The following is a 12,691-nucleotide window of genomic DNA, read 5'->3' on the forward strand; positions in this document are numbered from 1 at the left end:
CGGTCGCGGCGCGCGCGCCGTTGCCGATCGATCCGCAGAACCTCGGCAGCGGGCATAATTGGTACCAGAATGGCGTCTATGCGATCGCGGGTCTGCTCATCTTCCTCGCATTGTTTGGCCATGTCGCCGGCGACGGGCTGATCGAAAGCGGCGCGTGGGGCTGGCTGATGCTGCTCGTGCCGATCGCCTGGGGGCTGCATTTCGCAGCGAAATGGCACGACCGCAGCGCGAAGGATCGCCTTCGTCGCTAGCTCTCCGCAGCCGATTGCGCCCGCCAAAACAGTGCGATAGGATCATGCCATGGGAAGCAGGATGGGAATGGCGGGCCTCGCTCCGCTGCTCGTAGCGGTGCCGTCGCTGGCGGCGGCAAAGGCGCCGGTCGAACTCGCGCCGGCGACGCCGTGGAATGTTCATTATGCCGATGATTATTGCCGCCTCGCGCGCATCTTCGGCACCGACAAGCAGAAGGTGACGCTGTCGCTCGAGCAGGATTCGCCGGGGGCCAGCTTTCGCATGACCCTCGCCGGATCCATGTTCGGCGCACAGAACGCCAAGGGCGATGCCAGCATCACCTTCGGCGCGATGGCCGAGCAGAAGATCATGTTTTTCCCGGGAACGGTGGGCGCCGACAAGGACGGCCAGCCCGCGTGGATCTTTGGCGATTCGGTCCGGCTGAAACCCTATTCGGCTGCGGAGGTCGCGGCCGCGAAAGAGAATGGCTATAGCACAACCTTCGACACGCCGATCACCGAGGCCGACGAGGCGGCGGTGACCAGCCTGCTCGTCGGCCGCCCGCTGCGCAACCCGGTACGACTCAAGACCGGGCCGATGAAGGCGGCCTTCACCGCGATGCGCAGCTGCACCGACGAACTGCTCAGCCACTGGGGCATCGATGTCGCGCGCCACCGCGAATTGTCGCGCTGGGTCATGCCGGTGACCGAGCCCGGAAAGTGGCTGAAGAGCAGCGATTATCCGCGCGACATGCTCGCCAAGTCGCAGCCGGGAATCGTCCGCTTCCGCCTGTCGGTCGGCCCCGACGGCCTGCCCACCGCCTGTCACATCCAGCGCTCGACCAACAGCAAGGGTTTCGACGATGCGGTGTGCAAGGGCGTGATGCGCCGCGCGCGCTTCGAACCCGCGCTCGACAAGGACGGCAATCCGCTCGCCTCCTATTATGTCAATTCGGTCCGCTTCCAGTTCTGATACCGGCGGTAGGCCTGCTTGACCGGGTGAAAGGCGAAAACGGCTTGCGGCGATCCGAAAAGCTTAGCATCGGCGGGGCATGACCGATCTCGATACCCTGCTCGCCGCCTTCATGACCCGCGCCGTCGGAGCCGGAACGCTCTCGGGCCTCGGCCGCCTGTCGGGGGGCGCGAACATGGAAAGCTGGGCCTTCGATTTCGCAGGCGCCCCCTATGTGCTGCGCCGCGCGCCGTCGGCCGAATATATGGCAGACCGTCCCTATGGCCATCCGACCGAGGCGGCGCTGGTCAAGGCCGCCTTTGCCGCCGGGGTGAAGGCGCCCGAGGTCGTCGGTGTGCTGGAGGACGGCGATGGCATGGGCACCGGCTATGTGATGAAGCGCGTGATCGCCGAGGTCAGCCCGGCGAAGATCCTGCCCGCGCCGCCGCCCTCGCTCGTCGCCGACATGGGGCGCGAACTGGCGCGCATCCATGCGATCCCCGCCGACACCATTCCCGACGCCATCCCGCACATGGACACCGCCGAAGCGCTCGCCGAACTCAAGGCGCGCTTCCTGACCTATGGCGGCGACCGTCCGGCGATCGCGCTCGCGATCAAATGGTGCGAGGATCATCTGCCGACCCCCGCGCCGCCGGTGCTCGTCCATGGCGACTATCGCATGGGCAATATCATGGTCGATGGGGACGGCCTCGCGGTCGTGCTCGACTGGGAACTCGCGCATCGCGGCGACGCGCACGAGGATCTCGCCTTTGGCTGCATGACCGTGTGGCGCTTCGGCCAGCTCGACAAGCCCGCCTATGGCGTCGGCAGCCTCGAGGATTTGTTCGCTGCCTATGAAGCGGCGGGCGGGACCCCCGTCGACCGCGACCGCTTCCGCTTCTGGCTCGTCTATCGCACGCTGTGGTGGGCGCTCGGCTGCCTCCAGATGGGGCAGGCGTGGCGCAGCGGCGCCGACACCACGGTCGAGCGCGTCGTCGTCGGGCGGCGCACCGCCGAACAGGAACTCGATCTGATCGCGCTGCTCGAGGAGGAAGCGCCCGAGACCGAACGCGTGCGCGCGCTGCCGCCGTCGCCCGCCGCCGCACCTGCGCCCGCCGGCGAGCCGACCAATCGCGAGATCGTGCAGGCGGTGCGCGACTGGATCGAGGGTGCGATCAAGCCGCGCGCTGAGGGCCATGCGAAGTTCGAGGCGGTCGTCGCGATGAACGCGCTCGGTATCGTCATGCGCGACCTGGAGGCCGGGACGCGCGCCGAGGATGCCGCACTGTCGCGGGCGCTGATGGCGGGTACGACGACACTTGCCGAACCCGGCCTCCTTGCGAAGCTGCGCCGCGCGGTGCTCGACAAATGCGCGGTCGACAGCCCCAAATATGCCGCGCTCGCCGCGGCGCGCACCCGCTGGGGCGGATGACCGCAACAGGGCATCCGCTCTGGACCCGCCTTCGCGATTATCGCGTCGGACCCGCCGATGCGGCGCTGAATTTCGAGGCGCGGCTGGCGCGCGAAAATGGCTGGTCGGCGGACCATGCCGACGCGGTGATGGGCGAATATCGCCGCTTCCTGTTCCTCGCGATGACCGCGGGCCATATGGTCGTGCCGTCCGACGCGGTCGACCAGGCCTGGCACCTGCACCTGACCTATAGCCGTGACTATTGGGACCGATTGTGCGGCGAGGTGCTCGGCGCGCCGCTCCACCATGGCCCGACCGCGGGCGGCAGCGAGGAGGGGCAACGCTATGCGCATTTCTACGCTGAAACGCTGGCGAGCTACGAACGGCTGTTCGGCGCGCTGCCGCCCGAAGCCGTCTGGCCCTCGGCCTGGCAACGCTTTCATGTCGATCCCCGGGCGCGCCGCGTTGCGCTCGCCGACGTCTGGATCGTCCCGCGCCGCGCCGTTCGGCTTGGCGCCGCCGTCGTCGCTGTGATAGCGCTGGCCGGGGTCGCGCTGTGGATGGGGGGAGGCGCGTGAGATGAATCCGCTCGATTGGGACCCGGTGGCGTTCATCGGGGTGTATTTCCTGTTGCTGACGATCGTCGGGCCGGTCGCCTGGCTGTTGCCGCGGCTGCTCCGCCCCGACGGCCGGACGCAAAAGCTCCGCGATCCCGACAGCCTCGCCTATCTTGCCGGGCGCGAGGCGCGCTTTGCCGACACCGTCGCAACGCGCATGGTGGCCACGGGCGTGATCGCGGTGGAGGGCAAGGCGCTCCGGCCGGCGGGCGCCACGGCGGGGACGGGCGCCGAACGCGCGGTGCTGGCGCTTCGCGCACCGTTTCGCTGGGATGCGATCGCCTTCGCGCTACGCCCCGAAGCGTCGGCGCTCCACCGCCGGCTGATATCGGCCGGACTGCTGCTCGACAGCGACGAGCGCCGCCGCCTGCGGCTCCTCGCCATCGCGCCCTATCTGGCGCTGCTGCTGTTCGGCGCGATCCGGCTGTTCTCGGACATCGCGCGGGGCGGGCCGCTGTTCGTGCTGTCTTTCATGATGCTGATGACCTTGATCCCGATGGCGCTCCGCTGGCGCTTCGTCAGCGACCAGACGCGCGCCGCCCGCGCGGCGGTGAAGGAAGCGCGGCGCGAGAATCAGCGGCTGCGCCGCGCGCCGACGCTGCGCGAAAGCGACCTTGCCGTCGCGCTGTTCGGCACCAGCGTCCTCGCGGGATCGGAGCTCGCCGCCTTCTACGCGCTGCGCCACCCGCACAACTCGTCCGAGGGACCCAATTCGAGTGGGAGCTGCGGAAGCAGCTGCGGCGGCGACAGCGGCTGCGGCAGCGGATGTGGCGGCGGGGACTGAGATACCAGTCTCTACATCGCAATGAGCAACCCAACTCCCAATAAGCCGCGCCATCTGCTCGTCCTCGATCTGGACGAAACCCTCATCCATGCCAGCGAGACATCGCTGCACCGGGCCGCTGACCATATGGTCTATGGCTATCATGTGTATCGGCGGCCGCATCTGGACGTGTTTCTAGCAAGCTGTTTCGAGCATTATTCGGTTGGGATATGGTCGTCGGCGTCGGACGAGTATGTCGAGGCGGTTGCCAAACTGATCGTCCCCGATCCGGGGCGGCTCGAATTCATATGGGGTCGGAGCAAGGCGAGCTTCAGCCGGGTGCGACGTGAGGATGATGACTACACCTTCTTCGATCCGTGGAATCATCGCCACTATCTGAAGCCACTCGCCAAGCTCAAACGCTTCGGCTGGACGCTCGACCAGATGCTGATAGTCGATGACACGCCTGAGAAATGCGTGCGGAACTATGGCAACGCCATCTATCCGCGCGAATATGACGGGCGGGACGCTGATGACGAATTGCTGCTGCTGGCGCGCTATCTGGAGAGGCTGAAGGACGCTCCTAACCTGCGACAGCTCGAAAAGCGGCGTTGGCGCGCCGAGATCGAACAAGATTAGCTTACGAAGCATTTTGCGCTTTTGCGGCTCGCCGAACGCTGGCAAGGCGGAGGCGACAGCCATGGGAGAAACAAGATGGATTTTGCCGTACCGGCCGATTTGCAGGCCTATCTGGACGAACTCGACGCCTTCATCGAAGCCGAGATCAAGCCGCTCGAACTCGCCGACGACAATATCCGTTTCTTCGACCACCGCCGCGAACATGCGCGCACCGACTGGGACAATCAGGGGCTGCCGCGCCACGAGTGGGAGCAGCTTCTGAAAGCCGCGACGCGCAAGGCCGATGCCGCGGGGCATTGGCGCTTCTCGGCGCCGAAGAAATATGGCGGCAAGGACGGCAGCAACCTGTGGATGGCGGTGATTCGCGAGCATTTCGCCGCCAAGGGCCTCGGCCTCCACAACGACCTGCAGAACGAGCATAGCATCGTCGGCAATTTCCCCTTCGTCGAGATGTTCGAACAGTTCGCGACGAGCGACGAGCAGAAGCAGGAATTCATCCTCGGCGGGTTCGAGGGCAAGCGCCGCACCGCCTTCGGCCTGACCGAACCCGACCATGGGTCGGACGCGACGCATATGGAAACGCGTGGCGTTCGCGAGACCCGTGACGGGGTCGAGGGCTGGCTGATCAACGGGCGCAAGATGTGGATCACCGGCATGCATGTCGCGACGCATTGCGCGACCTTCTGCCGCACCGACGGCGAGGACGGCGATGCCAAGGGCATCACCTGCCTGCTCGTGCCGACGGGTACCGAGGGCATGACGGTCGACGAATATATGTGGACCTTCAACATGCCGACCGACCATCCGCGCATGACCTTCACCGATGTGTGGGTGCCCGACAGCGCGCGGCTCGGCCCGGTCGGCGGCGGGCTGTCGATCGCACAGAGCTTCGTTCATCAGAACCGCATCCGCCAGGCGGCCTCGTCGCTCGGCGCCGCGGTCTTCTGTATCGAGGAAAGCGTGCGTTACGCCCGCGAACGCAAGCCGTTCGGCGAGGCGCTGGCGCGCAACCAGGCGATCCAGTTCCCGCTCGTCGAACTGGCGACGCAGGCCGAAATGCTGCGCCTGATGATCCGCAAGACCGCATGGGAAATGGACAATATGCCGCACAAGGAGGTCGAGCACCGCCTGTCGGACAAAGTCAGCATGTGCAATTACTGGGCGAACCGCCTGTGCTGCGAAGCCGCCGACCGCGCGATGCAGGTGCATGGCGGCATCGGCTATTCGCGCCACAAGCCGTTCGAGCATATCTATCGCCACCACCGCCGCTACCGGATCACCGAGGGCGCCGAGGAAATCCAGATGCGGAAAGTGGGCGCGTATCTGTTCGGCTATCTCGGGCCGCGCCGCGAGACGCTCGGCAAGATCTGACCTAGCTATGGACTCTCCTCCTCCCGTTGCGGCATGATGGGTCGCAAATCAAAACGGGAAGAGGAGAGAGCCATGGCCGAGGCCGATCGCAAGCCGGATGCGGCGCCGTTCCGCATCTATCGGGGCATCGATGCGCCCGATCTCAACGAGACCGAGAAGATGACGCTCGCGGGGCTGACCCCGATCGTCGAGGCGGGTATCGGCCGCTGGGTCGAGGCCGGGGTGGGCGAGGGCAATGTCACCAAGGTGCTGTTCTCGCTGCCGCACATGAGCCTGACCTATGCCTGGTTCAAAAGCGGCTTCGCGCTGCCGCTGCACAGCCATGACGCCGACTGCCTCTATTATATCATCGCGGGATCGCTCAAGCTCGGGACCGAGGAACTCGGCGCGGGCGACGGCTTCTTCGTCGGGCGCGACGTCCCTTATACCTACAAGCCCGGGCCCGAGGGGGTCGAGGTGCTCGAGTTTCGCACCGTCGATGCCTTCGACATGAAATTCCAGGGGCGGACCGAGGCCTATTGGGACAAGATTGTCGCCGGCATGGACGCGGCGCGCCCGGCCTGGAGCGCCGAAAAGCCGCCGTCGCAGCACTGAGCCCGCGTCAGCGCTTGCGCACGAACTCCGCGCGCAGCACCAGCCCCTTGATGCCGTCGTGGCGGCAGTCGATTTCCTGCGCGTCGCCGGTCAGCCGGATCGACCTGATGACGGTGCCGACCTTCAGCGTCTGGCCCGCACCCTTCACCGTCAGGTCCTTGACCAATACCACCGAATCGCCGTCGGCAAGGAGGTTGCCGACCGCGTCGCGCACCTCGGGCCCGGCCGCTGCCGCAGCTTCGCGTGCCGCTACTTCGCTCGCGGGCAGCCACTCGCCGCTCGCCTCGTCATAGATATAATCTTCGTCGCTCATCGGCGCTCCCTGCGCGCCGATCGCGCCGCGGTCAATCGCGCTTGGCATATCGGATATCCATGATAGGTTTCTCCCTGAAACGAAAAAATCGGGAGAGCGGACATGCATGATCTGGTGATTCGCGGCGGCACCGTCGTCGATGGAACGGGCGGCGACGCCTTTGTCGCGGACATCGCGATCGACGGCGACCGGATCGTCGCCATCGGGCAAGATCTTGGCAAGGGCCGCGAGGAAATCGACGCCGCGGGCAAGGTCGTCACCCCCGGCTTCGTCGACGTCCACACACATTATGACGGCCAGGCGACGTGGGACCAGGAAATGGCGCCGTCGAGCTGGCACGGCGTCACCACCGTCGTCATGGGCAATTGCGGCGTCGGCTTCGCGCCCGCCAAGCCCGACCGTCACGAATGGCTGATTTCGCTGATGGAAGGCGTCGAGGACATTCCCGGCACCGCGCTGGCCGAGGGCATGTCGTGGGATTGGGAGACCTTCCCCGAATATATGGACGCGCTTGAGAAACTGCCGCGCACCGTCGACGTCGCTTGCCACGTCCCGCACGGCGCGGTGCGCGCCTATGTGCTCGGCGACCGCGAAAAGCCCGGTGCGATCCCGACCGACGCGGACATCGCCGAAATGTCGCGCATCGTCGAGGAAGGCGTGCGCGCGGGCGCGCTCGGCTTCTCGACCAGTCGCACCGTGCTCCACAAGTCGATCGACGGCGAACTCGTCCCCGGCACCACCGCGACCGCCGAGGAACTGGTCGCGATCGGCCGCGCGATGGGGCGCGTCGGTTATGGCGTGTTCGAAATGGCGAGCGACATGAAGCGCGAGTGGAACGAGTTCCAGTGGATGGGCGACCTCAGCCGCGAAACCGGGCTGCCGGTGACCTTCGCCGCTCTCCAGTCGATCGCCAAGGAACTGCCGCTCGAGGAGCAGATCTCGGAAATGCGCAAGCAGAATGCGACCGGCGCGAACATCGTTGCGCAGATCGCGCTGCGCGGCAACGGCGTCATCATGGCGTGGCAGGGCACGGTGCATCCCTTCCGCTTCAAGCCGGCGTGGAACGAGATCATCGACCTGCCGTGGGACCAGCAGCTCGCGCATCTCAAGGACCCGGCATTCCGCACCCGCATGACGCAGGAAGCGAATGTCTGGCCCGAAAGCGACATCCTCGACTTCCTGAAGGTCGTCGCCGAGGGCTGGCCGGTCCATTTCGAGATGGACCCCGACTTCAACTATGAGCCGCGGATGGACGAAAGCATCGCGCATCGCGCCGCGGCGGCGGGCGTGACGCCGGCCGAATATGCCTATGACCTGCTGATGAAGGACGACGGCAAGGGCTTCATCTATTTCCCGATTTTGAACTACCGCGACGGCAACCTCAATTTCCTCGAGGATCTGCAGGCCGCCGACGACACGGTGAACAGCCTGTCCGACGGCGGCGCGCATTGCGGGACGATCTGCGACGCGGCCTCGCCGACCTTCATGCTCCAGCATTGGGTGCGCGACCGCAACGGCAACCGCATCGGGCTGGAACATGCGATCAAGCGCCAGTGCCGCGACACGGCGGTGCTGTACGGGCTCGAGGATCGCGGCGTGCTCGCGCCCGGCTATCTCGCCGACCTCAACGTCATCGATATGGACGCGATCAAGCTCGGCAAGCCCTGGCTCGCCTTCGACCTGCCGGCGGGCGGCAAGCGGCTGCTGCAAAAGGCCGACGGCTATGTCGCGACGATCAAGTCGGGCGAAGTCACCTTCAAGGACGGCGAAATGCAGGGGCCGACCCCCGGCGGGGTGATCCGCGGGCCGCAGCGCGTCGAACTGGCGATGGCGGCCGAATGAGCCGCGCGACGATCGGGGCCGGCGCGGCGCTCGCCGCCGCGCTGCTGCTCGCCGCCTGCGGCGGTTCTGCCGAGCCCGTCAAGAAGGCGCCGACCGCCGACGATGCCGAAGCCTATCTGGCCAAGCGCAAGGAGGCGGTGGGCGAAAAGGTCCTCAAGGCCGACTTCAGCCCGCAGGCCGACGGCAGCTTCGAAGGCAAGGCAGTGATCCAGGTCGAAGGCGAAGAGCCCGAGGAATGGGATTGCTCGGTCCGGATCGCCGATGCGCTCGGCACCGGCAACGCGAGTTACGGCTGCTACCAGAAATAGCGCCGCCAAGCCCCTTTTAAGGAGAAATGATATGGTGAAGGCCATCCGCATCGGCGCGCCCGCGACGGTCGACAGCCTGGCGGTCGATACGCTTGCCGACCCGGGCGATCCGGGGCCGGGCGAGATCCGCGTCAAGCTGGGCGCGTCCTCGCTCAACTTCCACGATTTTGCGGTCGTCGCGGGGATGATCCCCGCCGCGGCCGGGCGCATCCCGATGTCCGACGGCGCAGGCATCGTCGAGGCGGTGGGCGAGGGCGTCACCGACTATAAGGCGGGCGACACGGTCGTTTCGCTTTTCTTCCCCGACTGGGCCGACGGCGCCCCGCCGACCAGCGCCTTCACCCGCGTCCCCGGCGACGGCATCGACGGCTATGCGCGCGAAGTGGTGGTGGCGCCGCAAAGCTGGTTTACCCGTGTGCCGCAGGGCTGGTCGTCGGCCGAGGCGGCGACGCTGACGTGCGCCGGGCTCACCGCGTGGCGCGCGCTGTTCGTCGACGGCACGACGCAGCCCGGATCGACCGTGCTGATTCAGGGCAGCGGCGGCGTGTCGGTCTTTGCGCTGCAATTCGCCAAGGCGGCGGGGGCGCGGGTGATCGCGACCAGCTCGTCCGACGCGAAGCTCGACAAGTTGAAGGCGCTCGGCGCCGACGCGCTGATCAATTACAAGGAAGAGCCGAAATGGGGCGCGAAGGCGCTCGAACTCACCGGCGGGCGCGGGGTCGACACGGTGGTCGAGATCGGCGGCGCGGGCACGCTCGACCAGTCGATGGTCGCGACGCGCGTCGGCGGCCATGTCGCGCTGATCGGCGTGCTCGCGGGCTTCGCCGGGCCGGTGCAGACCGCGCTGCTGATGGCGAAGAATCTGCGCGTGCAGGGGCTGACGGTGGGCAGCCGCGCGCAGCAGCTCGACATGATCGCCGGGGTCGAAGCGAACGGCATCCGCCCGATTATCAGCGACCATTTCCCGCTGGAACGGCTGGGCGATGCGTTCCGGCACCAGATCGCCAACGCGCATTTCGGGAAGATCGTGGTGGATATTTAGATGTAAAACTTGGCGCTGAAGTCCGAGGCTAATTTGGCGCTGCTCAAATGCTTTGCTCCGGCTTATCAACGAACCGGGCCAAATCACAGATCCGAGGAATATAGTCGGCAAAATGAGGTTGGCTCTGCTGACTAAAATATGGTTGAGATTGTCTAGCTTGGCCTTCACGTTGAAGAAATCCAATTAGATAATTTCTGGCAGGATCACGGCCATACGGCGTTTCTCGCATAGCTTGGGACAGCGGAGCCCAGCCCATAGGGTTGAGATTGGAAAGATAGTCGTTCGACAAGAAATTACTTGGATTTCCGCTGTTTTCAGTATTCCAGGTGGTCTCTTTGAATTTTATGTGGCCTATCTGCTTTGGTTGAGTGAAGCTTAGCTGCTGTCCTCGAACTAAATTAACAACCAGACTTAAAAGAGCTATCGGTTCAATGGGCTCTGAATGTTCCCAGCCTTCAACAAATAATCTTAAAGCATCCATGATGGGATATACTTCTCGGGGAGTTACCGACCATTCTGTAAGGATAAGGCCGAATATCCTCGGCTTTGTTAGCTGATATCCGTCGCCAACGATTGGGTCAGGATACGAAAATCGGGTTTGATCGATTCCCCATTCTTCAAAAACGGCTGCGACCAGCTCTACGATTGAAAATGATCGGAGATCATATCGTCGGGTAAAAAATCTGCGTAGATGGTCTTCACTATCGAATTCGGCACCATAAATCGCATTAACACTTTTGCTGAGTTGTTTTCCGTGCAAGCCAATGATAAAAACGACTCCAGATATTTCAAAAAAATGCTTTATTTCTTCAAGCATGCGTATGGCATAATTGGGTCTGCATCGATCCAGTTCGTCAATAACCACAATTAACGGTGGTCGTCCTGGGCCTTTTTCTTGGCCAACCAGTGCTACTAAATCGCGCATATTGGCGCGAAACACCTCGCGTGACCGCTTGCGCTGACGGTAGGCTTCCAGCATCGCGGCGCCACGTCGATCTACGAGGCTATCGATTTCTGTGCCGAGCTTTTCGAATGCAGCAGCCATCGCCTCGGCCGCCGCGCCATCTTCTTTCGGGGTCGCGCCTTCTTTGGCCCCGCGAATTGCATCTTCGATAGCATTGCCCAGTTGGTCTTCTATTTCATCGCCTGCGACCTTGCTGATTGCCTTTGTCGCAGCGCCGGTTAGCAATTTTCCGATTACGGGAAGAGCCGCAGCCTTTACCGCGGCCATTCGATCACCGATTTTCTTGGAAACGGTAAGGTATGGCGCGAGCGCGTCATCAATTGCAGCCATGAAGGCCGTTAGCGGCTCATCTCCGACGTCGTCTGCCCAAGCGTCGATGGTCGCTACTGGATGTGACAGTCTTAGCTGCATCGCTAATCGTTCGAGAAACCAACTTTTTCCTTTTCCGTATTCCCCGTCAATCCCCAAAACGATGGACTGACTTCGACCCATTCGCTCAAAAAAAGACACTTCGTTCAATATAAACGTCTCTATCGTGTCCGCCTCACGACGGCGATTAAGCCTGTCTCCATGCCAAATTTGATCTTTTTCATTTTGCCCGGTCATACTTGCTTAGCTATCCAATTACGGTGACGCGTGCAACAATCCCAAAATTCGCTGTCCCTGAGAAATCTCTTTCCTAAAAAACATCGCTATGCTTCAAGCTTGTCGATGAGCGATATCCTTCCCGTTTCGACGCGTGATGCGCCGGCCGAGCCACCCCGAAAACCGGCTCGACATCGGATCGCCATTGGGCTGAACTTCCCTGAACTTTGGAATGCCGGCGCGTTCAGGACAACGCCTCAGCCGCAGCATGCGCGTCCGCCGCATCGTTATACGCATGAAACGAGACGCGCAGGATCGACCCGCGAAAATCGGCGCGAAGATTATGGCGTTCGAGCGCCGCCGCGACCTGCGGCTGGTCGGCGCCGGTGTCGATGCACAGCGTCCCGCCGATGGCCCCGCTCGGCCAGTGCCATTGCGGTGTCCTTGCTTCCAGCGCATCGCGCAGCATCGCTTGCAGCGCCGCATTATGCGCGCGGATCGCGGGCACGCCGATCGCCGCGATCTCGGCGATTCCGGCGGTCGACAGGATGAAGGGCGCAACGTCGGGGGTGCCGCCCCACCAGCGCCGCGCGTCGGGGGCGTAGCGGAAGTCGGCGATGTCCATCTCGAACGGATTTTCGTGGCTCCACCAGCCGCGCTCCATCGGGTCGAGCGCGGTGCGGTCGTGCGGCGCGACCCACAGCCACGCCGCACCGGGGCCGCCGCACAGCCATTTGACGCTGGTACCGATCACGGCGTCGGCGCCCCATGCGGCGGGGCTCACCGGAACGATGCCGACCGACTGCGCGCAATCGGCGACGCAGCGCGCGCCGGCCGCCTTGGCGACTGCCGCGACCGCAGCGATGTCGGTCAGCGCGCCGCTGTTCGAACTGACGTGCATCGCGACGACGAGCGCGACCTGATCGTCGAGCGCTGCCGCCCAGCTTGCCGGGTCGCGGACATCGGCGTCGGCGGGCAGATAGCGCGCTGTCCAACCCGCCGCCGCCAGCCCGCTCGCGACATATCCGATCGTCGGGAAGGCGCTCGGTGCGAGCAGGAT

General features: G+C 64.4%; 14 protein-coding genes. 11 read left to right on the top strand and 3 right to left on the bottom strand.

Annotation, left to right across the window (positions count from 1 at the left end; genetic code table 11):
• The 8 genes from B1A78_RS22750 to B1A78_RS16730 all read left to right on the top strand — a co-directional run.
• Positions 1-251, top strand: a 251-nt coding sequence (locus B1A78_RS22750; RefSeq protein WP_179102073.1) for a hypothetical protein, incomplete at its 5' end; no start/stop codon positions are given.
• Between the two features lie 49 nt (positions 252-300).
• Entirely contained in the window at positions 301-1,203 is a 903-nt protein-coding gene (locus tag B1A78_RS16700; protein WP_083734249.1) for an energy transducer TonB, read from the top strand.
• Between the two features lie 79 nt (positions 1,204-1,282).
• A complete protein-coding gene (locus tag B1A78_RS16705; protein ID WP_077148048.1) occupies positions 1,283-2,614 on the top strand; it encodes a phosphotransferase family protein in 1,332 nt (443 codons plus the stop codon).
• On the top strand, positions 2,611-3,171 hold the full coding sequence (locus tag B1A78_RS16710) for a hypothetical protein (RefSeq protein ID WP_077148049.1): 561 nt from the start codon (positions 2,611-2,613) through the stop codon (positions 3,169-3,171). Before B1A78_RS16705 ends, B1A78_RS16710 begins: the two co-directional genes overlap by 4 nt.
• Position 3,172: 1 nt before the next feature.
• A complete protein-coding gene (locus tag B1A78_RS16715) occupies positions 3,173-3,994 on the top strand; it encodes a TIGR04222 domain-containing membrane protein (RefSeq protein WP_077148050.1) in 822 nt (273 codons plus the stop codon).
• A gap of 21 nt (positions 3,995-4,015) precedes the next feature.
• Positions 4,016-4,612: an HAD family hydrolase gene (locus B1A78_RS16720; protein ID WP_077148051.1), complete on the top strand. Its 597-nt coding sequence runs from the start codon at positions 4,016-4,018 to the stop codon at positions 4,610-4,612.
• A gap of 75 nt (positions 4,613-4,687) precedes the next feature.
• Entirely contained in the window at positions 4,688-5,983 is a 1,296-nt protein-coding gene (locus B1A78_RS16725) for an acyl-CoA dehydrogenase family protein (RefSeq protein ID WP_077148057.1), read from the top strand.
• A 72-nt stretch (positions 5,984-6,055) separates the two neighbouring features.
• The gene (locus B1A78_RS16730) at positions 6,056-6,577 is read left to right on the top strand and encodes a hypothetical protein (RefSeq protein ID WP_077148052.1); all 522 of its coding nucleotides are present in this window, start codon (positions 6,056-6,058) and stop codon (positions 6,575-6,577) included.
• A 7-nt stretch (positions 6,578-6,584) separates the two neighbouring features.
• On the opposite strand, the gene B1A78_RS16735 is transcribed toward B1A78_RS16730, so the two are convergent.
• Positions 6,585-6,890, bottom strand: a complete 306-nt coding sequence (locus tag B1A78_RS16735; protein WP_077148058.1) for an alkylphosphonate utilization protein — start codon at positions 6,888-6,890, stop codon at positions 6,585-6,587.
• A gap of 102 nt (positions 6,891-6,992) precedes the next feature.
• Between B1A78_RS16735 and B1A78_RS16740 the strand changes: the two genes are divergently transcribed.
• From B1A78_RS16740 to B1A78_RS16750, 3 genes are read left to right on the top strand one after another with little or no spacing between them, the layout of a single operon-like run.
• Positions 6,993-8,732, top strand: a complete 1,740-nt coding sequence (locus B1A78_RS16740; RefSeq protein ID WP_077148053.1) for an amidohydrolase family protein — start codon at positions 6,993-6,995, stop codon at positions 8,730-8,732.
• Entirely contained in the window at positions 8,729-9,040 is a 312-nt protein-coding gene (locus B1A78_RS16745; protein ID WP_077148054.1) for a hypothetical protein, read from the top strand. Before B1A78_RS16740 ends, B1A78_RS16745 begins: the two co-directional genes overlap by 4 nt.
• A gap of 31 nt (positions 9,041-9,071) precedes the next feature.
• A complete protein-coding gene (locus B1A78_RS16750) occupies positions 9,072-10,082 on the top strand; it encodes an NAD(P)-dependent alcohol dehydrogenase (protein WP_372236896.1) in 1,011 nt (336 codons plus the stop codon).
• A 43-nt stretch (positions 10,083-10,125) separates the two neighbouring features.
• Here B1A78_RS16750 and B1A78_RS16755 read toward each other — a convergent pair whose 3' ends face one another.
• Positions 10,126-11,652, bottom strand: a complete 1,527-nt coding sequence (locus B1A78_RS16755) for a P-loop NTPase fold protein (RefSeq protein WP_083734250.1) — start codon at positions 11,650-11,652, stop codon at positions 10,126-10,128.
• A 223-nt stretch (positions 11,653-11,875) separates the two neighbouring features.
• A partial coding sequence (locus tag B1A78_RS16760) for an aminotransferase class V-fold PLP-dependent enzyme (protein WP_077148056.1) occupies positions 11,876-12,691 on the bottom strand: 816 nt, incomplete at its 5' end.

The organism is Sphingopyxis sp. KK2 (assembly GCF_001990265.1).
In the GTDB taxonomy this organism is placed as follows: Bacteria; Pseudomonadota; Alphaproteobacteria; order Sphingomonadales; family Sphingomonadaceae; genus Sphingopyxis.